25 protein-coding genes, 1 tRNA gene and 3 pseudogenes are annotated in these 24,686 nt (G+C 50.6%); 9 read left to right on the plus strand and 20 right to left on the minus strand.

Annotation, left to right across the window (positions count from 1 at the left end; all coding sequences use genetic code 11):
• The 7 genes and pseudogenes from OGY18_RS20590 to csgB all read right to left on the minus strand — a co-directional run.
• A pseudogene (locus OGY18_RS20590) lies at window positions 1-580 on the minus strand (IS110-like element IS4321 family transposase); the annotation flags it as partial.
• 54 nt (window positions 581-634) lie between these two features.
• Window positions 635-901: pseudogene (locus OGY18_RS20595) on the minus strand (phospholipase D family protein); the annotation flags it as partial.
• A complete protein-coding gene (gene ymdB, locus OGY18_RS20600; protein WP_003832103.1) occupies window positions 834-1,376 on the minus strand; it encodes an O-acetyl-ADP-ribose deacetylase in 543 nt (180 codons plus the stop codon). The gene ymdB and the pseudogene OGY18_RS20595, both read right to left, overlap by 68 nt.
• Window positions 1,377-1,476: 100 nt before the next feature.
• Window positions 1,477-1,797, minus strand: a complete 321-nt coding sequence (locus tag OGY18_RS20605; protein ID WP_003832101.1) for a YmdA family protein — start codon at window positions 1,795-1,797, stop codon at window positions 1,477-1,479.
• Window positions 1,798-1,947: 150 nt separating this feature from the next.
• Window positions 1,948-2,280 carry a curli assembly chaperone CsgC gene (gene csgC / locus OGY18_RS20610; RefSeq protein WP_020996502.1) on the minus strand — a complete coding sequence of 111 codons (333 nt, stop codon included), beginning with the start codon at window positions 2,278-2,280 and terminating at the stop codon, window positions 1,948-1,950.
• Between the two features lie 60 nt (window positions 2,281-2,340).
• On the minus strand, window positions 2,341-2,790 hold the full coding sequence (gene csgA / locus OGY18_RS20615) for a curli major subunit CsgA (RefSeq protein WP_008784338.1): 450 nt from the start codon (window positions 2,788-2,790) through the stop codon (window positions 2,341-2,343).
• A gap of 40 nt (window positions 2,791-2,830) precedes the next feature.
• Entirely contained in the window at window positions 2,831-3,286 is a 456-nt protein-coding gene (csgB, locus tag OGY18_RS20620) for a curli minor subunit CsgB (protein ID WP_032941802.1), read from the minus strand.
• Window positions 3,287-4,046: 760 nt separating this feature from the next.
• On the opposite strand from csgB, the gene csgD reads away from it, so the two are divergent.
• The 4 genes from csgD to csgG are packed head-to-tail and all read left to right on the plus strand — an operon-like array spanning window position 4,047 to window position 6,398.
• Complete coding sequence (gene csgD, locus OGY18_RS20625) at window positions 4,047-4,697, plus strand: biofilm master transcriptional regulator CsgD (protein WP_003832092.1); 651 nt, start codon at window positions 4,047-4,049, stop codon at window positions 4,695-4,697.
• Between the two features lie 4 nt (window positions 4,698-4,701).
• Window positions 4,702-5,100 (plus strand): curli production assembly/transport protein CsgE, encoded by a 399-nt coding sequence (gene csgE / locus OGY18_RS20630; protein WP_003832091.1) that lies wholly within the window; start codon window positions 4,702-4,704, stop codon window positions 5,098-5,100.
• Window positions 5,101-5,125: 25 nt separating this feature from the next.
• Window positions 5,126-5,539, plus strand: a complete 414-nt coding sequence (csgF, locus tag OGY18_RS20635) for a curli production assembly/transport protein CsgF (protein WP_003832089.1) — start codon at window positions 5,126-5,128, stop codon at window positions 5,537-5,539.
• Between the two features lie 25 nt (window positions 5,540-5,564).
• Window positions 5,565-6,398 carry a curli production assembly/transport protein CsgG gene (csgG, locus tag OGY18_RS20640; protein WP_003036082.1) on the plus strand — a complete coding sequence of 278 codons (834 nt, stop codon included), beginning with the start codon at window positions 5,565-5,567 and terminating at the stop codon, window positions 6,396-6,398.
• A gap of 46 nt (window positions 6,399-6,444) precedes the next feature.
• Here the strand turns inward: csgG and OGY18_RS20645 are convergent, their stop codons facing one another.
• The 4 genes from OGY18_RS20645 to ghrA all read right to left on the minus strand — a co-directional run bounded on the left by OGY18_RS20645 (window position 6,445) and on the right by ghrA (window position 9,491).
• A complete protein-coding gene (locus tag OGY18_RS20645; RefSeq protein WP_032934412.1) occupies window positions 6,445-6,927 on the minus strand; it encodes a DUF1097 domain-containing protein in 483 nt (160 codons plus the stop codon).
• A gap of 101 nt (window positions 6,928-7,028) precedes the next feature.
• Window positions 7,029-7,583, minus strand: coding sequence for a TorD/DmsD family molecular chaperone (locus tag OGY18_RS20650; protein ID WP_003832084.1), 555 nt, complete (start codon window positions 7,581-7,583; stop codon window positions 7,029-7,031).
• A gap of 23 nt (window positions 7,584-7,606) precedes the next feature.
• Window positions 7,607-8,344 carry a phosphatase gene (locus tag OGY18_RS20655; RefSeq protein WP_079937993.1) on the minus strand — a complete coding sequence of 246 codons (738 nt, stop codon included), beginning with the start codon at window positions 8,342-8,344 and terminating at the stop codon, window positions 7,607-7,609.
• Window positions 8,345-8,552: 208 nt separating this feature from the next.
• Complete coding sequence (ghrA, locus tag OGY18_RS20660) at window positions 8,553-9,491, minus strand: glyoxylate/hydroxypyruvate reductase GhrA (protein ID WP_149281719.1); 939 nt, start codon at window positions 9,489-9,491, stop codon at window positions 8,553-8,555.
• Window positions 9,492-9,727: 236 nt separating this feature from the next.
• On the opposite strand from ghrA, the gene OGY18_RS20665 reads away from it, so the two are divergent.
• Window positions 9,728-9,815, plus strand: a tRNA-Ser gene (locus OGY18_RS20665).
• A 509-nt stretch (window positions 9,816-10,324) separates the two neighbouring features.
• Here OGY18_RS20665 and phoH read toward each other — a convergent pair.
• The 6 genes from phoH to putP all read right to left on the minus strand — a co-directional run bounded on the left by phoH (window position 10,325) and on the right by putP (window position 16,666).
• Window positions 10,325-11,113 (minus strand): phosphate starvation-inducible protein PhoH, encoded by a 789-nt coding sequence (phoH, locus tag OGY18_RS20670; protein WP_006685183.1) that lies wholly within the window; start codon window positions 11,111-11,113, stop codon window positions 10,325-10,327.
• Window positions 11,092-11,388, minus strand: coding sequence for a hypothetical protein (locus OGY18_RS20675; protein ID WP_188048023.1), 297 nt, complete (start codon window positions 11,386-11,388; stop codon window positions 11,092-11,094). The genes phoH and OGY18_RS20675 overlap by 22 nt, the downstream gene beginning before the upstream one ends.
• 247 nt (window positions 11,389-11,635) lie before the next feature.
• Complete coding sequence (gene efeB, locus OGY18_RS20680; protein WP_286554218.1) at window positions 11,636-12,919, minus strand: iron uptake transporter deferrochelatase/peroxidase subunit; 1,284 nt, start codon at window positions 12,917-12,919, stop codon at window positions 11,636-11,638.
• 5 nt (window positions 12,920-12,924) lie between these two features.
• On the minus strand, window positions 12,925-14,052 hold the full coding sequence (efeO, locus tag OGY18_RS20685; RefSeq protein WP_003832073.1) for an iron uptake system protein EfeO: 1,128 nt from the start codon (window positions 14,050-14,052) through the stop codon (window positions 12,925-12,927).
• 58 nt (window positions 14,053-14,110) lie between these two features.
• Entirely contained in the window at window positions 14,111-14,944 is an 834-nt protein-coding gene (efeU, locus tag OGY18_RS20690) for an iron uptake transporter permease EfeU (RefSeq protein ID WP_003036041.1), read from the minus strand.
• 213 nt (window positions 14,945-15,157) lie between these two features.
• A complete protein-coding gene (putP, locus tag OGY18_RS20695) occupies window positions 15,158-16,666 on the minus strand; it encodes a sodium/proline symporter PutP (protein ID WP_032936247.1) in 1,509 nt (502 codons plus the stop codon).
• Between the two features lie 422 nt (window positions 16,667-17,088).
• On the opposite strand from putP, the gene putA reads away from it, so the two are divergent.
• Complete coding sequence (gene putA, locus OGY18_RS20700; protein WP_286554221.1) at window positions 17,089-21,051, plus strand: trifunctional transcriptional regulator/proline dehydrogenase/L-glutamate gamma-semialdehyde dehydrogenase; 3,963 nt, start codon at window positions 17,089-17,091, stop codon at window positions 21,049-21,051.
• 59 nt (window positions 21,052-21,110) lie between these two features.
• Window positions 21,111-21,506 (plus strand): lysozyme inhibitor LprI family protein, encoded by a 396-nt coding sequence (locus OGY18_RS20705; RefSeq protein WP_286554224.1) that lies wholly within the window; start codon window positions 21,111-21,113, stop codon window positions 21,504-21,506.
• Here OGY18_RS20705 and rutR read toward each other — a convergent pair.
• The 3 genes and pseudogenes from rutR to OGY18_RS20720 all read right to left on the minus strand — a co-directional run bounded on the left by rutR (window position 21,503) and on the right by OGY18_RS20720 (window position 23,449).
• Window positions 21,503-22,141 (minus strand): HTH-type transcriptional regulator RutR, encoded by a 639-nt coding sequence (rutR, locus tag OGY18_RS20710; protein ID WP_003036026.1) that lies wholly within the window; start codon window positions 22,139-22,141, stop codon window positions 21,503-21,505. The genes OGY18_RS20705 and rutR overlap by 4 nt on opposite strands.
• A 58-nt stretch (window positions 22,142-22,199) precedes the next feature.
• A pseudogene (locus tag OGY18_RS20715) lies at window positions 22,200-23,114 on the minus strand (DMT family transporter).
• Window positions 23,115-23,275: 161 nt separating this feature from the next.
• On the minus strand, window positions 23,276-23,449 hold the full coding sequence (locus tag OGY18_RS20720) for a con-10 family general stress protein (RefSeq protein ID WP_003036022.1): 174 nt from the start codon (window positions 23,447-23,449) through the stop codon (window positions 23,276-23,278).
• A 386-nt stretch (window positions 23,450-23,835) separates the two neighbouring features.
• Between OGY18_RS20720 and wrbA the strand changes: the two genes are divergently transcribed.
• Window positions 23,836-24,432 (plus strand): NAD(P)H:quinone oxidoreductase, encoded by a 597-nt coding sequence (gene wrbA / locus OGY18_RS20725; protein ID WP_003832057.1) that lies wholly within the window; start codon window positions 23,836-23,838, stop codon window positions 24,430-24,432.
• Between the two features lie 20 nt (window positions 24,433-24,452).
• Window positions 24,453-24,680: a YccJ family protein gene (locus tag OGY18_RS20730; protein ID WP_003036015.1), complete on the plus strand. Its 228-nt coding sequence runs from the start codon at window positions 24,453-24,455 to the stop codon at window positions 24,678-24,680.
• The last annotated feature ends 6 nt before the right edge of the window (window positions 24,681-24,686 follow it).

Here is a 24,686-nt window from a genome sequence, read left to right on the forward strand (position 1 = left end):
CTTTAATCTGCTCAACAAGATAGTGATAATGCTGTTGTAATTTCAGCAGTAACTGGCTGAGATAAAGAGGCAAACTACTGTCCTCAAGAAGGGTACTCAGTCGACTAATAACGGCAGCACCTCGCGGAACGCTGATACCAAATTCCAGCAGAAAAGCATGCATCTGATTAGTTGTTTTCACCTTATCCTGAACCAGGGATTCACGGACACGATGCAGAGCTCGCATTGCCTGCTGAGATTCGGTTCTGGGCTGCACGAAACGCATAGATGGACGTGATGCTGCTTCACAGATAGCTTCAGCATCAACGAAGTCATTTTTGTTGCTTTTAACGAATGGGCGGACAAATTGCGGTGATATCAGCTTTGGAAAATGCCCTAACTCTTCCAGCTTGCGTGCCATAAAGTGAGAACCGCCACAGGCTTCCATCGCGATGGTTGTTGCCGGGCATGTCGCCAGAAATTCGATTAGCTTTGGTCGGGTGAATTTTTTACGGTAAACGGCCTTCCCACGATGATCCTGACAATGAATATGGAAAGAGTTCTTACCCAGATCGATACCAATAAGCGCAATGTTTTCCATGATGGTTCTCCGAATGAAAGCCTGTCCTCAGCATAGTACTGGGAAGGAGGGAGTGACCATCTCATTAAATAACAATAGCCCGGACATGTCGCTTTCCCAGATGTAATACTGAACATCCAGGGTTCGTTCCGCCATTTCCGTCAACCGATAGCGAGCAGCAAACGCATCCAGGCTGTCATCCAACGTCAGAATGCCGCATTCTCCCGGGTGGTTTACGCATAGCGGCGTGATGGCACGCTCAAGTCGCGTCATATCAGTCCGTGCGTTCATCGCCTTGTTGGGTAAGTAATCTCTTGTATAGTCGAGCGTTTTCTTCATCAAAGCACACGAAGTATATTTGATCGGGAAGCGTACGCCGGGTGATAAATTTCAACACCGTTTTCACCGCGATCTCTGCTGCTGCAGCGCGTGGGTAACCATAAGCACCGGTGCTTATCGCTGGAAAAGCAATGGATTGATAACCATTGGCTAAGGCCAGTTGCAATGTATTTAGATAGGCCTCTTCAAGTCGTTCAGCCTCGTGGTGATCACCGCCTTGCCAGACGGGCCCTACGGTGTGAATAACTGCTTTTGCCGGAAGCGCGCCAGCCAGCGTGATAACGGCATGCCCGGTCGGGCATTCTCCCTGTTGTTGTATAACCTGTTTGCAGGCCTCCAACAACGCAGGCCCGGCAGCACGATGAATCGCGCCATCGACTCCACCTCCTCCCAGTAACGAGGAGTTGGCCGCATTGACGATCACATCTACCGCGATCGTCGTAATGTCGCCCTGTAACACATGAACACGCGATTGCATAAGTTCCCCCTGACAAAACACTCTCCGTTAAGTGTACAGCAGGGTTTTCCTTGAAATCTCATTTTTTAGCCATAAGCGTGCATACCTACGCCAGAATGATTCATTTATATTCAATATTCAGAATAGCCATGCTTTTCTGTTCATTGAGGTAATGCATTTTCACCGTGGCAATTTGTTGCACACTCTGAGGCGCTGTCGTGACCTGTTGCAGGTCGTAGAGACTATTACTCATCGTGCCATCACGCATACATGACAATTCAATCTGTTGTTGTCGAGTGTTAACGTCGCAAGGTGCTTCAACTATTGCACCACGAAAATGAATAACCCCGCCGGGTAAGATTTGCGTCGCCATTGCGGGGAGGGTTAAAAGAGAAAAAGCCCACAAACCGGTATTTAAAATACGCTTTAAGAATGTACACATAAGGGTTCCTCAATGATTAATCATCCTTGAGGGATCACAATGATCCTTCACCGCTGCGAGTTACGATCAAATAAAACGTTTGTTCGTTTCTATATTCATAGAACAGCACCGCACTCCCAGCCACACCCTTAATGCAAATCCGGCAAAAAATTATGGGTGACTGTTTGAGTCAGGCCATTGTTGCGACAGATGCAGAGACTGCCCGTCAGAAACGGTAACGATAATTTTAACCGAATCCTCCGGTGAAATATTAAAGCTCATTTTTGTTAATTCAATTGGCCGATTAGCAGGGACCGAAAGGCTTGTTTTCTGCTGTGACTGACTTTGTCCGCCCTTTCCTTTACGTACGGCAAGAACTTGCACTTCACATACGCACGGTTGAGCTAATGTCACCTGAGGAATAATGGTGTACATATCACCTTGCTGAGTTGTATTGAATGTTATTTGATTTGCCAACGCGGCAATGAGTAATAGCGTGTGCATAATATTCTCCCGAAAAAAAACAGGGCTTTCGCCCTGTTTATTATCAGTCAGAAAACTGAATTAGTGCTGGTTAGCTGTAGCATTGTTGCCATAACCAACCTGCTGAATCAGCACATTGGAGTCAGACGCTGTCTGATTAACCACAGCACCGTTACGACCACCGAACTGAGTTACGCTGATATCAGCATTTTTTGCATTCCACTGATTGATATCAGCACTGTTCTGGAAGCCGGTCTGTTTCAGGCTAATGGTACTGTCATCAGCACCTTGGCCGACGGTCGCACCGTTACCATGTCCGTGTTGTGTGATAGTCACGTCTGATTTACGTGCATCACTTTGCAGCGCATTCGCAACGTTACTAGAGCCAAATTGGTAAATACTCATTGAAGAGTCCGGGCCATAGTTGCTACCGCCACCATGATGATTACCGCCCCATTGCGGAACAACACCTGCCAGAGCACTGCCAGAAACTACGATTGCTGCGAATGCTGCCACTTTTAAAAGTTTCATGGTAAACCCCCATCGGATTGATTTAAACGTCGTTTATGGATTAGCGTTGAGTAACGCGAATTGCCATTTGCGACTGTCTCTGCACCACAACTGCTGTTTTTTGTGTACCGTACTGGGTAATATTGGCTTTATTACCAGAGCCTTTCTGGATAATCATCGCCGTATTACCGTAAGAGCTTTGTTTAATACTCGCATCATTAGAGCTACCCGTTTGATCAATATATGCAAAGTTATTTGATCCCGTCTGATCTGTTTTCGCCCGGTTACCTGAACCTTCTTGCGAAATGACCGACAATAACTTAGTGCCCTCCTGGCGAGTATTTGCACTATTAGCAGTACCAACCTGACCAATAATGGCTGCCTGATTAAATGAAGACTTACTTAATTCATTTACCGCAAAGTTATATTCTGAATTAGCTAAATCATAACTGGTTGCGGATGCAATCCCAGGCACACCCAGTATTGTAAACATCATAAATAACAACTTGTTTTTCATGTTGTCACCCTGGACCTGGTCATACTTGAAGTTAAATTAATTACCACTCAAATTGTTGTTAACATGACTTACATTTGTTAACGCCACGTTACGATGAAGAGTATGTCCGTGGAAACATTTTAAATAACTCACCCGCGAGTGGTATTTTTATATCCGGATTCACACCAAAGTACTAATTAACAGTGAATAACATCGCTTCAGGTCTGGATTTTATTTTTATTTTGCTATCAGTAATGAATTTCTATGCAGTCACTGAGAAAGTGCATTTTGCACGATATCAGGGCCTCTCAGTACAACGTCGAGATAGACATCGGTACAAGTCGTGACAAAGGTCATTTTTTTCCATCTAAAATTGACCAACGTAAATTGAGACAAGGATTTTAGAATTCATTAGAAATTTAAAACTCAACAATTATTAATTAAATGACTTAAAATCAATGTGTTACTATAATTTGTATGATTTTTTAAATCTATGCAGCAAAGGTAAAATGTACAACTTTCCTATCAAATCTAAACTCTAATAAAACCATAAAATCACATTTTAATATATAATTTTACAAGCTGTTACATGTTTAACACTTGCTTTAAGATTTGTAATAGCTAGATTGAAATCAGTTGAAGTCCATTTGTTTTAATATTTTCACCCCTTTGGGTCGATATTTTATATCTACACAGCAGTGCAACATCTGTCAGTACTTCTGGTGCCTCTATTTTAGTAGAGACAGCTGTCAGGTGTGCGACTAAAAAGTGGAGTTTCATCATGTTTAATGAAGTCCATAGTATTCATGGTCATACATTATTGTTGATCACAAAACCTTCTTTGCAGGCAACTGCATTATTACAGCATTTAAAACAATCACTGGCACTCACCGGAAAACTACATAATATTCAACGTTCTCTGGATGATATATCCTCCAGCTGCATTGTTTTACTGGATATGATGGAGGCAGATAAAAAACTGATCCATTACTGGCAAGATAATTTGAGTAGAAAAAACAACAATATAAAGACGTTATTGTTGAATACTCCTGATGATTACCCTTATCGGGATATCGAAAACTGGCCGCATATCAATGGTGTTTTTTACGCAACTGAAGACGAGCAGCGTGTTGTAAGCGGCTTGCAGGGTATCTTGCGCGGTGAATGTTACTTCACGCAAAAACTTGCCAGTTATCTGATCACGCACTCTGGAAATTATCGTTATAACAGCACGGAGTCGGCACTGCTGACGCACCGTGAAAAAGAGATCCTTAATAAATTGCGTATCGGCGCCTCAAATATTGAAATCGCTCGCTCACTGTTTATCAGTGAAAATACGGTAAAAACACATCTTTATAATCTTTTCAAAAAGATAGCTGTCAAAAATCGTACGCAGGCGGTCTCATGGGCCAATGATAACCTCAGGCGATAAAGCCATGAAACGCTATTTGACCTGGATTGTGGCAGCAAATTTATTCTTTGCTGCCGGGAGTCTGCACGCAGCGACAACCGTAGAGGTGGAGGTTCCCGGACTGTTAACTGACCACACTGTATCTTCAATAGGTCATGATTTTTATCGGGCCTTTAGTGATAAGTGGGAAAGCGAGTACACAGGAAACTTAACCATTAATGAAAGACCCAGTGCGCGTTGGGGAAGTTGGATCACCATAACGGTCAATCAAGACGTTATCTTCCAGACTTTTTTATTCCCAACGAAAAGAGACTTCGACAAAATAGTTGTCTTCGCATTGGCAGAAACTGAAGAAGCATTAAATCGCCGGCAAATAGACCAAACACTATTAAGCACTAGCGATTTAGCGCGTGATGAATTCTAAAACATGATTTTGTCCGGAGGCTTTCATGCGTGTTAAACATGCAGTGGTTTTGCTCATGCTAATTTCACCATTAAGTTGGGCCGGAAACATGACGTTCCAGTTTCGCAACCCAAACTTTGGTGGCAACCCGAATAATGGTGCTTTTCTGTTGAACAGCGCCCAGGCCCAGAACTCATATAAAGATCCAAGCTATGACGATTACGGTATTGAAACCCCGTCAGCTCTGGATAACTTTACTCAGGCGATTCAGTCACAAATTCTCGGTGGCCTACTCACCAACATTAATACCGGTAAACCAGGAAGAATGGTGACCAATGATTTTATCATTGATATCGCCAACCGGGACGGACAACTGCAATTGAATGTCACCGACAGGAAATCGGGGAAAACTTCGACTATTGAAGTGTCGGGTTTACAAACACAGTCGACCGACTTCTAAGTTATAGCCACGAAAGGAAATAATCATGCAGCGTTTACTTATCATGGTGGCAGTAATTTTACTCAGCGGATGTTTAACAGCCCCGCCTCAAGAAGCCGCTAAGCCGACATTAATGCCCCGAGCCCAAAGCTATAAAGACTTGACGCATCTGCCTATGCCTACAGGTAAGATCTTTGTGTCGGTATACAACATTCAGGATGAGACTGGCCAATTTAAACCTTACCCGGCAAGTAACTTCTCAACCGCCGTCCCGCAAAGCGCCACGGCTATGCTTGTCACCGCATTGAAAGATTCTCGTTGGTTCGTCCCACTGGAACGTCAGGGGTTACAGAACTTGCTTAACGAACGCAAAATCATTCGTGCAGCTCAGGAAAACGGTACGGTTGCGATTAATAACCGGATCCCGCTACAGTCCCTGACCGCGGCAAACGTCATGGTGGAAGGGTCAATTATCGGTTATGAAAGCAACGTTAAATCCGGTGGTGTCGGTGCACGTTATTTTGGTATTGGCGCCGATACGCAATACCAGCTCGACCAGATAGCGGTAAACCTGCGCGTAGTTAACGTCAGCACCGGTGAGATCCTGTCGTCAGTGAATACCAGTAAAACCATTCTGTCTTATGAAGTACAGGCTGGGGTGTTCCGCTTTATTGACTACCAGCGTCTGTTGGAAGGTGAAATTGGTTACACCTCTAACGAACCGGTTATGCTTTGTCTGATGTCAGCGATTGAAACGGGCGTTATCTTCCTGATTAATGACGGCATCGATCGCGGATTGTGGGATTTGCAGGATAAGAAACAAGTTGATAATGACATTCTGGTTAAATACCGTCATATGTCGGTACCGCCAGAATCCTGATGGGTCTATACAGCATAAAAAGCGTGAGGAAATCCCTCACGCTTTTTTATTTACTGGTCAGCGTCGACGATATTCTATTTTCACGGCGAGATGCCAGCCACAGACCACTGTTTTTCATCGCATAGCCGAATACCAGACCCAGTGCCAATGACGGAACAACCAGTCGCCAGTCCCCCTGCCCTGCAAATGTTGCACATGCGCCAATGAACGTGCCCGGTACAAATGAAAGCAACCATTGCTTTGCCTGGATACACATCAGAAACGCGACAATTCCTGTCATGACATAACCAATAATGTCCATATGCGGAGCAAGCGCGCTACCGTTAATAATCACCAACGCCCACACCACACCGCTTAACAGCGTACACGCCGAGATCCACAGTCCTTTTAACCCACCTTGCGGGCAGGCGAAATAAGCCGTACAACCCAGAAAGCCAGCCCAACTGAGTAAACCAAGAGAAACGGCCACCCATCCCCAGATCCCGGAGAGAATGCCCGTTGTGATTGCAATTGAGAGAAGTATGTTCATGCCGCGCATCTTAGCAGAAAAACGGCATGGGAATGAGATCGCGCACACAATTTATGCAAGCTTATAAATTGAGTTGCACTATTAAGTGATACACATCACATTTATTCGTCTGTATCTTCCTGCAATTCGTCCCACATCGCACCAATGGCATCACGCGTCAGCGGTGCTATCGTACGCCAGAAAGGCGTGTTCGCGTGCGCTTCAACTTTTCCAAGGAACGTACCGCACCAGGGCAGCAAGTAGTCTACAAACAAGGTTTCAAGCGCCTCACTTTCATCTTCCGCAGACTGGTCCTCAAGCCATGAAGCCGCCAGCAACAGCGTACCAATGTGATCTGCCGGTGTATCAGCCAGCGGCATGCCCCGGGCTGAAAGAAATGCACGAACATCGGATTCTTTCGCCCCTTCTACCCAGGCACTACGATAAGGCGGCACTGCACACTCGTCACCGACAAACAGCGCGTTGTAATCTGCAGCCAGCTGGGGCATATCGCAGCTCTTCTGTAAACGGGTGAGCAGTTCGTCCTGTTCCAGCGGCCAGTTGGCTGACAGTTTACCTTCACTAATCAGGGTAAACAGGGGAACCAGTAAAGGGTCCTGCGGTTGGCGGTAAAATAGCGAGCCCAGTACACGACACAGGATAGAAAACTCGTTCATTGATATATTCCAGTTAGTAACAATTACAGTTCAGCAAATTCCGCGATCGGCTCCATGCCTCGCGATTCCAGAAACGCCAATAGACGTTTAGGTGTGACGTTTAAAATTCTGTCTTCAGGGAAATTAACATCATCCAGGATTTTACGGCATTCGCCAAATTCTCCCAGCGTGAAAGCAGTATGTGAATCCGACCCTAACGCCACCCAGCCGCCGGCATCACGCACAGCCGCAGCAACCGCGCGACAATTATCCTCACTGCCCTTACGCGAATGCAAAAACGAAGAGTTATTGATTTCCAGTGCAACCTGGTACTTCGCCGCCGCCTGCGCAATTGCAGTAATATCAACGGGATACTTGGGATTTCCCGGATGGCTAATGATGTGCACATTGCCGCTGGCCATCGTGGCTATCATTGCCTGGGTGTTGGTGTCTTTATCGTGAGGTGCAAAAACCGGCTCATGGAAGCCCGCAATAATGAGGTCCAGGGAGGTAAACATCGGACCTGAACAGTCAATTTCACCTTCAATATTCTTAATATTGGCTTCTATTCCGCGCAGGATCCCCACGCCATCCACGACACGCGGCCAAATACGCATATTGATAAAGTGCCAGTGGTGAGGCGCATCCGCCATGTCCGGTCCATGATCGGTAATGGCAAACAGCTTGATGCCTTTGCGACGAGCTTCCGCGATGTAATCACTTAAGGTGCTGTAGGCGTGGGTGCTGGCGACGGTATGCATATGCAGGTCAACGGGATACATAACTCTCTCCTGTAGTCATTTTCCGTCAAGGATAGCAGGTATCGCCGCCATTAATACCCTAAATAATGCGAGTTACAGGCAGGCGGCAAGGGAGTGATGTCCGATGAGCTTTGTAGTAGGTGATTGGATGAACAACCGCAGCCAACGCACATGCAGCTTGAAGTATGACGGGTATTTTAGCTGAAACCCGGCACTTGCCGGGTTACCATCAATATCCCCGAACGCGATCGACCTGACCCGTTACGGATTTCCCATTTTCCAGCTCCAAAATCGTCCGGGAAATATAGTCCACTGCCTCTGCTGGTCGCGTTACCGCGGCAATATGCGGCGTCATTGCCACACGCGGATGCTTCCATAGCGGACTGGTTTCCGGCAGCGGTTCACGGCTATAGACATCCAGCATGGCACCTTTCACCTTGCCGCTGTCCAGCGATGCCAGAAGATCGTCTTCATTGAGATGAACACCACGCGCCAGGTTCAGTACGTACGCACCATCCTGCAACTGGCTGAGTAAACCCGCGTTAATAATGCCTACGGTTTCTGCCGTATTAGGCAGGAGGTTGATCAGCACACGAGTTTGACTCAAAAACGCGCCCAGTTCCTCAGTACCGGCGAAGCTTTCCACGCCAGACCAGGATTTACGCGTACGACTCCAGCAGCGCAGTGGGAATCCCCATGCTTGCAGGCTTTCGGCAACTTTTGCGCCCAATACCCCTGCCCCCATGATCCCGACGGTAAACTCCTCGCGAGTATATTCTGACAACGGTTGCCATTTCGCCTGATTTTTCAATGCCTGATAATCATCAAAGCGACGAAACCAGTGCAGCACCTGACTGACCGCATATTCCTGCATTTGCAGGCCCATACCCGTATCTTCCAGCCGGAAAAGCGGGATCGACGCATCCAACATTTCCGGATGAGCATTGAGTTTACTGAGAATAGAATCGACGCCCGCGCCCAGCGCAAATACGGCTTTTAATTTTCGTCCTGCGAGCATTTCAACCGGCGGATGCCAGACCAGCGCATAGTCAGCATGTGCATTATCACCCGCTTTCCACTCACGTACGTTCGCACCAGGTATTGCCTTTGCCAACGCATTAATCCACCAGGTCGTATCGAATGTTGGGTGATAGAAAATTATATCCATATTGTCTCCTGAACATTGTTGTGCGGAACTTTCTCGCACTTATTATCATCATTTTTCGAGGGAACATCAGAGTAGCAAATTTTAGGATGCTGGCAAAAAAAACAATTCCCGCTTATTTATGCTCCATGTTGCTTGAAGTTTGTGTAAATGCACATTTTTTTCAAAAAGTTGATTGACGGCGGGGCGGTGTTTCCCCTACATTAGCGCCCGTTCCAGTAGCACAGGGACAACAATATGGTGAGGTGTCCGAGTGGCTGAAGGAGCACGCCTGGAAAGTGTGTATACGGCAACGTATCGGGGGTTCGAATCCCCCCCTCACCGCCATATTTTAAGAAGAGCTCGTACGAAAGTACGGGCTTTTTTTTCGCATGTTGCACATCTGCGGGGGGATGAGAAGCCCCGACCGGGGTTCGACTACTGGCGCAGCCAGTTGGACAGACCGGGAGCGCAGCGAACGGGCTGCCCCGCAGGGGCGAGCAAAGCGAGTCAATCCCCCCCTCACCGCCATCTTTTAAGAAGAGCTCGTACGAAAGTACGGGCTTTTTTTTCGCATGTTGCACATCTGCGGGGGGATGAGAAGCCCCGATCGGGGTTCGACTACTGGCGCAGCCAGTTGGACAGACCGGGAGCGCAGCGAACGGGCTGCCCCGCAGGGGCGAGCAAAGCGAGTCAATCCCCCCCTCACCGCCATATTTTAAGAAGAGCTCGTACGAAAGTACGGGCTTTTTTTTCGCATGTTGCACATCTGCGGGGGGATGAGAAGCCCCGACCGGTCATGTACTGGCGTCAAACAACAAAGCCCGGTTTCCCGGGCCTTGAAGACGGAGTACATATCAGTTGTAAGCGTTGAGCGTCCGCTGACAAAGCGCAGAGCGGACGCAATCGTCTTTATTGAAACGAACAATCCCAACCATCTCATCTTCTTCGAAACGGGCCAGCGCATCGCTAAGCCCTGAGCGAACGTGGGCTGGTAGATCGCACTGGGTCACATCCCCATTCACAATTACCGTCACATTCTCCCCGAGGCGGGTCAAAAACATCTTCATTTGCGCCGCAGTGACGTTCTGAGCCTCGTCAAGAATGACCACTGCATTTTCAAATGTACGTCCACGCATATAGGCGAACGGCGCGATTTCCACCTTACCAATCTCAGGTCGCAGGCAATATTGCATGAAGGAGGCTCCCAGCCGTTTCACCAGCACGTCATACACGGGGCGAAAATAGGGAGCGAACTTCTCGGAAACATCTCCAGGTAAGAAGCCGAGGTCTTCATCAGCTTGCAGAACTGGACGGGTTACAATGATCCTGTCCACGTCTTTATGGATCAGGGCCTCTGCTGCTTTTGCCGCGCTGATCCAGGTTTTACCACACCCGGCTTCACCGGTGGCGAAGATCAGCTGTTTACTCTCGATAGCATTCAGGTAGTGCGCCTGAGCTTCATTCCGCGCCGTGATTGGCGTGGCGTCGCGACTGTCACGCGCCATACCAATCGCTTCTACGCCGCCCATCTGCACAAGCGAGGTGACCGATTCATCTTCACGTTGCTTATGGCTACGCGAATCCCGCCTCAGCACACGTTTTGCTTCACGACGAGCTTTGATCACTGCTTTTTGTCTTCCCATGGATAGCACCTTGAGTTGTAGGTATACATCACACGCGCCGTTGGCGGCACGATTATGCGCACGAACATCTGAGGGTTGGCTTCCTTGTAAGCCATTGCTTGCTTTCGGATAAGACGCCACACACGGCTACGCGCACCGCACAGGGCGTCAGTAACAAGGATAAGAAGTGAATGAGAGAGAGATTTAGCGGTGACGAGGTGGCTACCGGAAGAGAAACGTCCGCGTAAGGTACTGCTGTTACTGTGAAAAACGTGTCCAGTACAGGACTTTTCCATTCGCGATCTCCATAGTGAATGACTATCACCGCCGGGAACTACCGCTATTACTTATAAGTACATCATAACCTTTCGCTAATGCAACAATATTTTTACTTGTTGTTAACTTAAATTCTATCTTATCACCAGAAACAGTTTCTTACCCAGAGATGACAGAATTATTTCAGTCGCATACCGATCATAAAAAATAGTTTGTTCCTTCATCAAGATGTCAGGAAAAACCCCGCTGTACTGCGGGGCATAATCATCAGGCTTCGAGCAGAGACTGTCCCAGATAATTGTCTGCAGTTTTAACACCCGACAAAGCAAAAAAATATCCCCCACCAATCGGTTTGACATACTCTTCGAGCGCTTCACCGTTCAGACGTTTCTGCACCGTCAAAAATCCTTTTTCCAGATCGTGTTGATAGCAAACAAACAACAGCCCCATATCCAGTTGACCGGAATTAGTCACACCGAGCGAATAACTGTAGCCACGACGCATCATCAGGCTCGAGTCGGTTTCTTTCGTGCGTGGGTTTGCCAGGCGGATATGGCTGTCGAGCGCAATCACTTCGCCTTCAGGATCGCTGGCATAGTCAGGCACATCATGCTCATGCCGCATACCCAGCGGCGCGCCGGTGTGTTTATCGCGACCAAAAATCGTTTGCTGCTCTTTCAGCGGCGTACGATCCCAGAACTCAACGCGAAACTGAATGAGCCTGACGGCCTGATAGCTACCGCCTTGTGCCCAGGCAGGCTCGCCCTGCCCGTCCGTAACCCACACCACGTCTTGCATCAACTTCGCATCCGCAGCGTCCGGATTCGCGGTGCCGTCTTTAAAGCCAAGCAAATTGACCGGGGTCTCTTTGCCTTTACTACGTGCGGCGTGATCGGAAATAAAACCTTCACGTTTCCAGCGCACGCTAAGGAGATCGGGCGTATGTTTAATGATATCGCGCAACGCGTGGATGACGGTGTCCTGGGTGTTGGCACAAATCTGCAGCAGCACATCGCCATGGCACAGCGCCGCATCCAGCGAATCATTCGGGAAACGGGTCATTTTTTGCAGCTTTTTCGGCATCTGCGATTTCAGGCCATAGCGTTCATCAAACAGCGAGGAGCCGACTGACAACGTCATCGTCAGGTTGTCTGGCGCAATGTATGCGCCGAGGATACCTGAATCCATAGGGGGGAGACGCGGATTCGGCGTATCCGGCGCCGGTCCACCGGTGGTCAGAAACGCAAACCGGCTGGTCAGCAACCGGAATAACCGCTCAAGATCGGCCTTATCGCTGGCGAGAACATCGAATGCCACCAGCATCATTGATGCCTGCTGCGGCGTCAGGATCCCCGCCTGATGCTGACCATAAAACGGCTGCGCTTCACTACGTGCATCCGGAGACAACGTGCCCGGCGCGCTTTGTGATTTTTGCGCGTGGGCAACCGGACACCCACCCGCCAGCGCCAGCGCCCCACCCAGGGCGCCCATCCCTTTCAGTAAACGTCGGCGTGACGGTTCGCTCACGCCGTTTTCATTATCTTGCTGCATAGTGCTTAGTCCAGACCCAGAACACCGCGTAATTGCGACAAATCTTCCGCCAGCGTCGTGATTGGCCCTTTCAGTGCATTACGATCGGCATCAGTCAGTTTGTCATAGGTTTCAAAGCCGTCTTTGGTACGGTACTTGCTCAGAATGGTATCGACCTTTTTGAAGTTCGCATCCACCTTCGCAAGCAGTTCAGCATTGGATTTTTGCAACTGAGGACGCAGGAGATCGACAATTTTCTGCGCACCATCAACGTTGGCCTGGAAATCCCACAGATCGGTATGGCTATAGCGATCTTCTTCCCCACTGATTTTGCTGGCAGCAACTTCTTCAATCAGTCCTGCTGCCCCGCCAACAACTTTAGACGGTGGGAAAGCCAGCTCGCTAATACGCGTTTGCAGGTCAAGAACATCGCTGTTTAATTGGTCGGCGTACTTATCCATACCTTTGGTGGTATTGTCGCCAAACAGCGCTTTCTCCAGGCGGTGGAAGCCGGTGAATTTAGGATCGGCGGCTTTTTGCTCATAATCATCTTCACGTGCATCGATGCTGCCATCGAGATCGGAGAACAGTTCAGCAATCGGTTCAATACGCTCATAATGCTGACGGGTTGGCGCATACAGCGATTTCGCTTTTTCCAGATCGCCAGCTTTAATCGCATCGGTAAAGGCTTTGGTGCCCGCAACCAACTGCGCGGTTTCGGCTGTCACATAGGCTTTGTATTCGGTAATCGCGCCGCTCAGACTCAGCAGAGCATCGCTTTGCGCGGCATCCGCCGTTGCGCTACCTTTTACGATCAGTTTGCCTTTCGGGTTAGTCAACAGGCCGCAGGTCATATCATATTCGCCCGGCTGGAGGTTAGCGGTCATTTTCTGGCTAAAGCCCGGTGCAATGTTTTCGCGCTCTTCAACCACCATAACGCCTTTGAGGATCTCCCACTCCAGCGCTTTCTGGCTATGGTTCTGGATGATGAACTGCGTTTTCCCTGCATTAACCGTGATAGTCATCGGTTCACATTGTTTGTCGTTAACCGTGACTTTCACCTGCGGAATATCGGCAGCTTGTGCATTAAAAGCGGAGGCAAACAGCGCGGCGATACCTAGCTGCAGCGCACTACGGCGAAAATTAAACGTCATAACCTATCCCTATAAATAAGTATGTTGTAACTAAAAAGTATTCTGCATCGCGTTTTTATCAAGGTGCGGTACGCGATGCCGTAGTGCCTGAACGCGGCGGTAACGCAAACATAATCAACGCCGGAATCAGGTAGATAAACCAGACAGCGACTTCACTAACGCTTGGCGCTTCCTGATAGCCGAAAATGCCTTCCATCAATGTGCCAAACAGCGAATGCGTCGACAGCACGCTGCTCAGGTCAAACGCCACATCCTGAAAATGATTCCACAACCCAGCTTCGTGGAAAGCACGGATTGCCCCAGCAGCAAGACCGGCAGCCACCAGCAAAATGAACAGGCTGGTCCATTTGAAAAATGCCCCGAGATTGAGGCGAATGCCGCCGAGGTAAATCAGGTAACCCAGTACCACCGCGGTAGCCAGTCCCAGCATCGCGCCTAACGGCGGCCAGATACCTACATCCTGCTGGAATGCTGCCAGCAGGAAGAACACCGACTCCAGCCCTTCACGGGCAACAGCAAAAAAGACCATCATCACCAGCGCCCAGCCGTGATGGTTGCCACGCTGCAACGCGTTATCGACAGCCTGTTCAAGCTGGACTTTGACGTTGCGGGAAACTTTACGCATCCAGAATACCATCCAGGTGAGGATCACCACGGCAATGACCGCCACGATGCCTTCAAACAGCTCCTGTTCTTTTTGCGGAAATTCACCGGTGGTTTCGTTGATGAAAATTCCTAACGCCAGACATAACGCCGCCGCCAGCAGAACACCAATCCACATCACACCAATCCATCGACCACGCTGAGTCCGTTTCAGGTAGCTGGCAATCAGGCTGACAATCAGCGCGGCCTCTAACCCTTCGCGCAACATAATTAGAAATGGAACAAACATGCGAAGAACCCTTAAACGTTATTCTCGGTCAATTGATGAAAAGAAAAGTAAATTACAGTGATAGTGATTATCATTACAGCAAAGAAAAACTCAAGCAGAATGTTTTGAGAATGATGACTTAATGTAAACAGTTAGGCGGGTAATGATTATGCAGGTTTGCGGGGGCACAATAAAAAGCCCGCGCGCAGCGGGCTTTCAGGGACAGGAGATAAATTATTCTGCCTGTAAACGCGATGGCGGAGCTGAGTGATAATGCGCATCAGCCTCGGCAAAACGTTGCTGCATAGCCGTTGATGGCGCTTTACCCAACAGGCTGAAGACCACAATACCGATGCTGCCGAAAACAAAGCCCGGGATAATTTCATACAGACCTAGCCAGGCAAACTGCTTCCAGACGATTACCGTCACCGCACCGATGATCATCCCTGCCAGCGCGCCGTTACGGGTCATACGCGACCACATTACCGAGAACAGAACCACCGGACCAAACGCCGCGCCGAAGCCCGCCCAGGCGTAGCTTACCAGACCCAGCACGCGGTTCTCCGGGTTCGCCGCCAGCGCGATAGACACCAGCGCCACGACCAGCACCATGATGCGGCCAATCCATACCAACTCTTTCTGGCTGGCATTTTTACGCAGGAACGCTTTGTACAAATCTTCGGTGATTGCGCTGGAGCACACCAGCAGCTGGCAGCTCAAGGTCGACATAACCGCAGCGAGGATCGCAGACAGCAGAATACCGGCAATCCACGGGTTGAACAGGATTTGCGCCAGTTCAATAAACACACGCTCGGCGTTCTGGTTAACGGCACCGGCAAGCTGTGGGTTGTTGTTAAAGTAAGCAATACCAAAGAAGCCCACGGCCACGGCACCTGCCAGACACAGGATCATCCAGGTCATACTGATACGGCGAGCATGAACGATGCTATGGTGGGAATCTGCTGCCATAAAGCGCGCCAGAATATGCGGCTGGCCAAAGTAGCCCAGACCCCAGCCCATCAGGGAAATGATGGCAACAAAATTCAGCCCTTTGAACATATCCACGTTCTCAATGCTCTTTTGTTTAATCACTTCCAGCGAATCTTCAAATCCACCCACGCCAATAATGACCATTACCGGCGTCAGGATCAGAGCAAAGATCATCAGGCTGGCCTGGACGGTATCGGTCCAGCTAACCGCCAGGAAACCACCAATAAAGGTATAAATGATCGTCGCGGCCGCCCCTGCCCACAGCGCTGTTTCGTAGCTCATGCCAAAGGTGCTTTCAAACAGACGCGCCCCTGCCACAATCCCTGAAGCACAATAGATGGTGAAAAACAGCAAAATAACCAGCGCGGAGATAATACGCAGAATTCGGCTTTTATCTTCAAAGCGACCGGTAAAGTAATCCGGTAACGTCAGCGCATTGTTATTGTATTCGGTATGTACGCGTAAACGTCCGGCCACCAGCTTCCAGTTGATCCATGCGCCCAAAATAAGGCCGATGGCGATCCAGCTTTCTGAAATCCCCGACAGGAAAATCGCGCCGGGCAAACCCATCAGCAACCAGCCGCTCATGTCAGATGCCCCAGCGGATAACGCGGTCACGAATGGACCCAGACTGCGTCCACCCAGAATGTAATCGTCAAAGTTTTTGGTTGAACGCCATGCAATAAACCCTATCAATATCATGCCGAAAATATAGACACAGAATGTCACTAACATCGGTGTGCTAATAGCCATCAAAACTCTCCAAAATTATGTATCAGCAATGCCGTGGCTTGCCGTTTTATTACCCTGCCGGAACGTGGCAAAGATATCTATGTTGACCAGGGCGACCGTATCCTGCCGGAAGCGATGGTTATTCACAATCGATTTAACACACCATTTACATCAAATTTGATCCAGAGTAGATAGCATTTTTCTGTAGGTTGCACTCTCTCACATTTTTTTCGGTTGCACCTTTTAAAAGTGTTAACTACCGCAGAGAAAAAGATTCTGTAATTTTTACAGCCCATATCATAAGAGTCATTTTTATTAACATTTCATTCATTTCCAAGCTTGCAAACCAAGTCACATTTAACACGGTTGCACAAAGTTGCAACATGGTGGATATTTCTCGGTAACTATCAGACCCGTATTTCAGTACAACAGGAGTAAACGGCATGGGAACCACCACGATGGGGGTTAAGCTGGATGACGCCACTCGCGAGCGTATTAAAACAGCAGCATCACGAATCGATCGCACGCCACATTGGCTGATCAAACAAGCCATCTTTAATTATCTCGAAAGACTGGAAAATGACGACGCGCTTCCTGAACTACCGGCTCTGCTGGCGGGTGCCGCGAATGAGGGTGAGGAGTCAACCACGCCACAGAATGAAGCACATCAGCCTTTCCTGGAGTTTGCCGAACAGATCCTGCCGCAGTCTGTTTCCCGCGCAGCAATCACCGCCGCGTACCGCCGAGCCGAAACCGATGCCGTGCCAATGCTGATGGAGCAGGCTCGTCTGCCGCAACCCATCGCAGAGCAAGCGCACAAGCTGGCGTACGATCTGGCTGACAAACTGCGTAACCAGAAGACCGCCAGTGGCCGCGCCGGGATGGTACAAGGTTTATTGCAGGAATTCTCCCTTTCTTCACAGGAAGGCGTCGCGCTGATGTGTCTGGCCGAAGCCCTGCTGCGTATTCCAGATAAGGCCACCCGCGATGCGTTAATTCGCGACAAAATCAGCAACGGCAACTGGCAGTCGCACATTGGACGCAGCCCGTCTCTGTTCGTCAACGCAGCGACCTGGGGGCTGTTGTTTACCGGTCGTCTGGTTTCTACGCATAACGAAGCCAGCCTCTCACGCTCACTCAACCGTATTATCGGCAAGAGCGGTGAACCACTGGTGCGTAAAGGCGTCGACATGGCAATGCGCCTGATGGGCGAACAGTTCGTCACCGGAGAGACTATTGCCGAAGCGCTGGCTAACGCCCGTAAACTGGAAGAAAAAGGTTTCCGCTACTCTTACGACATGCTGGGCGAAGCGGCTCTGACCGCCGCCGATGCCCAGGCTTACATGGTTTCGTACCAACAGGCAATCCACGCCATTGGTAAAGCCTCTAACGGCCGCGGCATCTATGAAGGGCCGGGCATTTCTATCAAGCTGTCGGCGCTGCATCCGCGTTATAGCCGTGCGCAGTATGACCGCGTGATGGATGAACTCTATCCGCGTCTGAAGTCGCTTACTTTGCTGGCCCGCCAGTACGACATCGGTATCAATATCGATGCTGAAGAGGCCGACCGACTGGAGATCTCCCTCGATCTGCTGGAAAAACTGTGCTTTGAACCTGAACTCGCGGGCTGGAACGGTATCGGCTTTGTTATTCAGGCCTACCAGAAGCGCTGCCCGTATGTTATCGACCACCTGATTGACCTCGCCACGCGCAGCCGCCGTCGCCTGATGATCCGCCTGGTTAAGGGCGCCTACTGGGATAGCGAAATCAAACGTGCCCAGATGGATGGCCTGGAAGGTTATCCGGTCTATACCCGTAAGGTCTACACCGACGTTTCCTATCTGGCCTGTGCGAAAAAACTGCTTGCGGTACCGAATCTGATCTACCCGCAGTTCGCCACCCACAACGCCCATACGCTGGCGGCGATTTATCAGTTGGCCGGTCAAAACTACTATCCTGGTCAGTACGAGTTCCAGTGCCTGCACGGTATGGGCGAACCGCTGTATGAGCAGGTCACCGGTAAAGTTGCCGATGGCAAACTGAACCGTCCATGCCGCATTTATGCACCGGTAGGCACGCATGAAACGCTGCTGGCATATCTGGTGCGTCGTCTGCTGGAAAACGGCGCCAACACTTCATTCGTCAATCGCATTGCAGACACTACCCTGCCGCTGGATGAACTGGTAGCCGATCCGGTCGAAGCCGTTGAAAAACTGGCGCAGCAGGAAGGCCAGGCCGGTCTGCCACATCCGAAGATTGCCCTGCCGCGTGATCTGTACGGTAAAGGCCGAGAAAACTCAGGCGGTCTGGATTTAGCAAACGAACATCGTCTGGCCTCGCTGTCCTCTGCCCTACTCAACAGCGCACTGCAAAAATGGCACGCAAAACCGATGCTCGAACATCCGGTTGCTGACGGTGAAATGACCCCAGTCGTCAACCCGGCCGAACCGAAAGACATTGTCGGTTACGTGCGTGAAGCAACCCACAGCGAAGTGGAACAGGCATTGCAGAACGCGGTAAATAACGCGCCGATCTGGTTCGCCACACCGCCACAAGAGCGCGCCGTTATTTTGCATCGCGCCGCCGTTCTGATGGAAGGCCAGATGCAGCAGTTAATTGGCATTCTGGTGCGCGAAGCAGGCAAAACCTTCAGCAACGCCATTGCGGAAGTACGCGAAGCGGTTGACTTCCTGCACTATTATGCCGGTCAGGTCCGCGATGACTTCGATAATGAAACCCATCGTCCGTTAGGGCCGGTGGTCTGTATCAGCCCGTGGAACTTCCCGCTGGCCATTTTCACCGGGCAGATTGCCGCTGCGCTGGCGGCGGGCAACAGCGTGTTGGCAAAACCCGCGGAACAAACTCCGCTGATTGCCGCCCAGGGTATTGCCATTTTACTCGAAGCAGGTGTGCCGCCAGGCGTGGTGCAACTGTTGCCTGGTCAAGGCGAAACGGTCGGGGCACAGCTCACTTCCGATGAGCGCGTACGCGGCGTCATGTTTACCGGCTCAACGGAAGTCGCCACGCTGTTGCAACGCAATATCGCGACCCGCCTCGATGCTCAGGGGCGCCCAATCCCGCTTATCGCCGAAACCGGCGGGATGAACGCCATGATCGTCGACTCTTCTGCGTTAACGGAACAGGTCGTGGTCGACGTTCTGGCTTCTGCCTTTGACAGCGCCGGACAGCGCTGCTCCGCGCTTCGCGTCCTGTGTCTGCAGGACGATGTCGCCGACCATACGCTGAAAATGCTGCGTGGCGCGATGGCGGAATGTCGCATGGGTAACCCGGGCCGTCTGACCACCGATATTGGACCGGTAATCGATGAAGAAGCCAAAGCCAATATTGAGCGCTATATTCAGGCCATGCGCGCTAAAGGGCGTCCGGTGTTCCAGGCCGTGCGCGAAAACAGCGACGATGCGCGTGAATGGCAAACCGGTACCTTTATCGCGCCGACGCTTATCGAGCTGGAAAGCTTCGACGAATTGCAAAAAGAGGTGTTCGGTCCGGTACTGCACGTGGTGCGTTACACCCGCAACAATCTGGGCAGCCTGATTGAGCAAATTAATGCCTCCGGCTACGGCCTGACGCTGGGCGTGCACACCCGTATCGATGAAACCATCGCCCAGGTCACGGGTTCGGCACATGTGGGGAACCTGTACGTTAACCGCAATATGGTCGGCGCCGTCGTCGGAGTGCAGCCATTCGGTGGCGAAGGCTTGTCAGGAACCGGGCCAAAAGCGGGTGGACCGCTGTATCTGTACCGCCTGCTGGCAAACCGTCCGGAAAATGCGTTAGGCATTACGCTTGCCCGTCAGGATGCCGAATACCCGGTCGATGCACAGCTTAAAACGGCGCTCGTTCAGCCGCTGGAAGCGCTTAGCGAATGGGCAACCGATCGTCCAGCACTGCGTGCGCTCTGCCAACAGTTTGGTGAACTGGCGCAGGCCGGAACGCAACGCCTGCTGCCAGGACCCACCGGCGAGCGCAATACCTGGACGCTGTTGCCGCGCGAACGCGTGCTGTGTATCGCCGATGACGAACAGGACGCACTGGTACAAGTTGCCGCTGTAACTTCCGTTGGTAGCTTAATCCTGTGGCCAGATGATACGTTCCATCGCGACCTGGCAAAACGCCTGCCAGCCGCGGTTTCCGGGCGCATTCAGTTTGCCAAAGCGGACAACATCGCCATGCAGCCGTTTGATGCGGTTATTTTCCACGGCGATTCCGATCAGCTTCGCGCACTGTGTGAAGCAGTGGCGGCCCGCGAAGGGGCGATTGTGTCAGTCCAGGGCTTTGCCCGCGGCGAAAGCAATATCCTGCTGGAAAGGCTGTATATTGAGCGCTCCCTGAGCGTCAATACCGCCGCAGCCGGGGGGAACGCCAGCCTGATGACAATCGGCTAAGGTTGTGGTTAATTAAGGCTCCGGTAACGGGGCCTTTTTTTATGAAGCCAGAGGGAAGCATGAAACGAATCGTACTGACATGTGCAGCGCTGCTGCTGAGCGGCCAGGCGCTGGCGGATGACTGCGCCAACGCGAACACGCAGATTGAGATGAACACCTGTGCGGCAGAGCAGTATAAGGCGGCCGACGCCAAACTTAATGAAACGTACCAGAATGCGCTGAAGCGCGCCGCCCCAACCCAGCGCGATTTACTGAAAAAAGCGCAAATATCATGGATAACTTTGCGCGATGCGGACTGTGCGTTAATCAGTTCTGGCACCGAGGGCGGTAGCGTTCAGGCGATGATTTCCAGCCAGTGCCTGATGGATAAGACCAACGAGCGCGAAGCGTTTCTCGCCTCGCTCTTGCAGTGTGAAGAAGGCGATTTAAGCTGCCCGTTACCACCGGCCAGTTAACGCACGCGGATCCCTTCAATAATCATCCGCTGTACGCTCTCCACCGTTTGGTTAAAAAAGGCTTCATCACGCAGCGTTGCGCCCGTCACCGCCTCTACCTGTGGGGCAAAGTCGGCGTAGTGCTGAGTTGAAGCCCAAATCATAAAAATCAGATGATGCGGATCGACCGGAGCCAGTTTTCCGCTTTTGATCCAACCGGCAATCAGCGCAGATTTCTCATCAATTAGCGTTTTGAGATCCCCCTCCAGTTCTGCCATCAATAAAGGCGCTCCGGCCAGCATCTCCATACAAAACAGCCGTGAGGCCTGAGGGTAATCGCGCGACACTTCCAGCTTAAGGCGAATGTATTCTTTAATGGCCACCAGCGGTGCAAAGTCTTCGCGAAAAGCTTTCAATGGAGCTAGCCAGATGTCGAGGATCTGCCGTAAAACGGCGATATAAAGCACCTCTTTTGACGGGTAGTAATAAAGTAAATTGGTTTTTGACACGCCCGCCTGCTCTGCCACCTGCTCCAGGCGAGTGCCGTGGATCCCATATTGGGAGAAGATATTTAATGCCGCGGTTAAGATGGCCTGGCGTTTTGCACTGACGGCCTGCGAGCGCTTACCTGTTTTTTTCTCTGCGCGTTGGACCATGCGCCCTCTCCTTCTTGTGAGGGCGTCAGCATACCAAATCACGCGGTGAATGGTTAAATTAAAGCGATTCCGGCGGCGCCTCTTGTCCAAGCGCTTTTTTCTTTTTGAACTTCAGCTCGCTGACCAGTACGCCAACAATAATGAATGCCGCACCAAGCAATGCAAGTAGCGGTAAACGTTCACCCGCCAGACGGCCAAAGATCCCCGCCCACACCGGCTCACCGGTATAAATAACCGTCGCGCGCGTCGGCGAAACGCTACGCTGCGCCCAGTTCATGGTGACCTGAATAATCGCGCTGAAAATCCCCAGCCCCAGCGCCACCACCAGCAATCCCGTAGACATTGGCGGCACGGTCTATCCGGCCGGTCCCATCGCCATAAATGCGACTATCGAAGCGGTTGCCAGTTGCACTACCGTTACCCGACGTACATCCACTTTTCCCGCCCACGCGCTAATCAGGATAATTTCTGCCGCAATCGCCACCGCGCCGGCGAGCGTGATCCACTCGCCTTCGCCTAAAGCCAGTAAATTGCCTCCCGGTCCGGCAAGAAAAATCAATCCGATAAAGGCCAGCACAATGCCGACGCACGGCATCAGGCCAGGCATGCGCCCCAGGCATAGCCATTGTAAAAGCGGCACCAACGGTACGTACATCGCGGTAATAAACGCCGATTTACTGCTGGGAATAAACTGTAGCCCCCAGGTTTGCAGGCTATAGCCCAGCGCAATTGAGATACCGATTGCAACCCCAGCTTTGACTTCCAGCCACGTCAGCTTATGCAATGTGTGTAACGACAAAAGCGCGACCGCCAGCGCGGCAGTGGCAAAACGCACACCGACAAAGAAAAAAGGCCCGCTCAGGGTAACGGCATATTGCACTGCCAAAAATGTGCCCCCCCAGAACATGGTGATCACAATGAGGATCGCTTCCTGAGGTTTAACAGAGAAGGAATAACGAGAAAGTAATGACATGAGACACCCGATTAACTGAATGTCATTAGTCTGCGTTGCGTTTTGTTACAGTTCAACCTTGCAGACAAAAAAAACCGCCGGAAGGACCCGGCGGCGGTGGCTACGTAACGTCTGTCTCTGATACTCAGCCGTCACGACATATCTGACAGATAGCCCGACAATTACGATTTGTTGTTGCCGTGGCTATTTTTGCCCCCTTTTTTGCCTGCCTCTGAAGCGCGTTGCGGGTCATTCTTAAAGTTGCCCCCGCTGTGCTGGCCACCTTTTCGACCTGCTTCTGATGCTCTTTCGCGGTCTTCCGCAAAGTTGCCGGAACCGCCCCGATGGTTTGCCATTACTGACCTCCGTCATTGATTAGACATCATATTGCATAGGTACTGAGGAGTGATACCTCACGCAGCGTTACGGGCGATGCCCTGAAAATAACTGCGTGGGATTAAGCATAGTGAAGCGTGGACCGGGAAGACGCTAACTGTAATATCCTGCAACAGGATCAAGAGTGGCAAAGAAATAATCACCCCAAGAAATCAATAAGTCTTTCTTATGACTACCGAATTCTACCCGGTTAAATATGTATCATTTTGCTACAAAGCAGGTTGTTATAAAAATTGTTATAAATCAAAGAAGTGATTGTGAAATTTGCACTCCTGACAGTACGTCATATCTTTAAAGGTAGGTAGCGAGTCGCTACGGACACGGTTAACTCGAGGAGTAGTGTAAAATGGCAAAAGTTCTGGTGCTTTATTATTCCATGTACGGACACATTGAAACTATGGCCCATGCAGTCGCAGAAGGCGCAAATAAGGTAGATGGCGCGGAAGTGATTATTAAGCGCGTACCAGAGACCATGCAGCCTGAGATTTTCCTTAAGGCTGGCGGCAAAACACAAAACGCACCAGTCGCAACCCCGCAAGAACTGGCTGATTACGACGCCATCATTTTTGGTACCCCCACGCGCTTTGGCAATATGTCCGGTCAGATGCGTACCTTCCTCGACCAGACTGGCGGGCTGTGGGCCTCTGGCGGCCTGTACGGCAAACTCGCCAGCGTATTCAGCTCAACGGGAACCGGCGGCGGTCAGGAACAAACCATTACATCCACCTGGACTACGCTTGCCCACCATGGGATGGTGATTGTGCCTATCGGTTACGCGGCGCAAGAGCTGTTTGATGTCTCTCAAGTTCGCGGCGGTACCCCTTACGGTGCAACCACCATTGCCGGAGGCGACGGCTCCCGCCAGCCAAGTCAGGAAGAATTATCTATCGCCCGCTATCAGGGTGAATATGTCGCAGGTCTGGCAGTAAAACTCAACGGCTAATCTTCAACAGGAGGATTCGAATGCCAACTCAAGAAGCGAAAGCCCATCGCGTCGGCGAATGGGCAAGTCTGCGCAATACATCGCCGGAAATAGCCGAAGCCATTTTTGAAGTCGCACATTATGACGAGAAACTGGCGGAAAAAATTTGGGAAGAAGGTAGCGATGAGGTACTCATCAAAGCCTTTGAAAAAACAGACAAAGATTCGCTCTTTTGGGGTGAACAGACTATCGAACGTAAAAACGTCTAGTGCTCA

The organism is Citrobacter sp. Cpo142, assembly GCF_030332425.1.
GTDB lineage: Bacteria > Pseudomonadota > Gammaproteobacteria > Enterobacterales > Enterobacteriaceae > Citrobacter > Citrobacter portucalensis.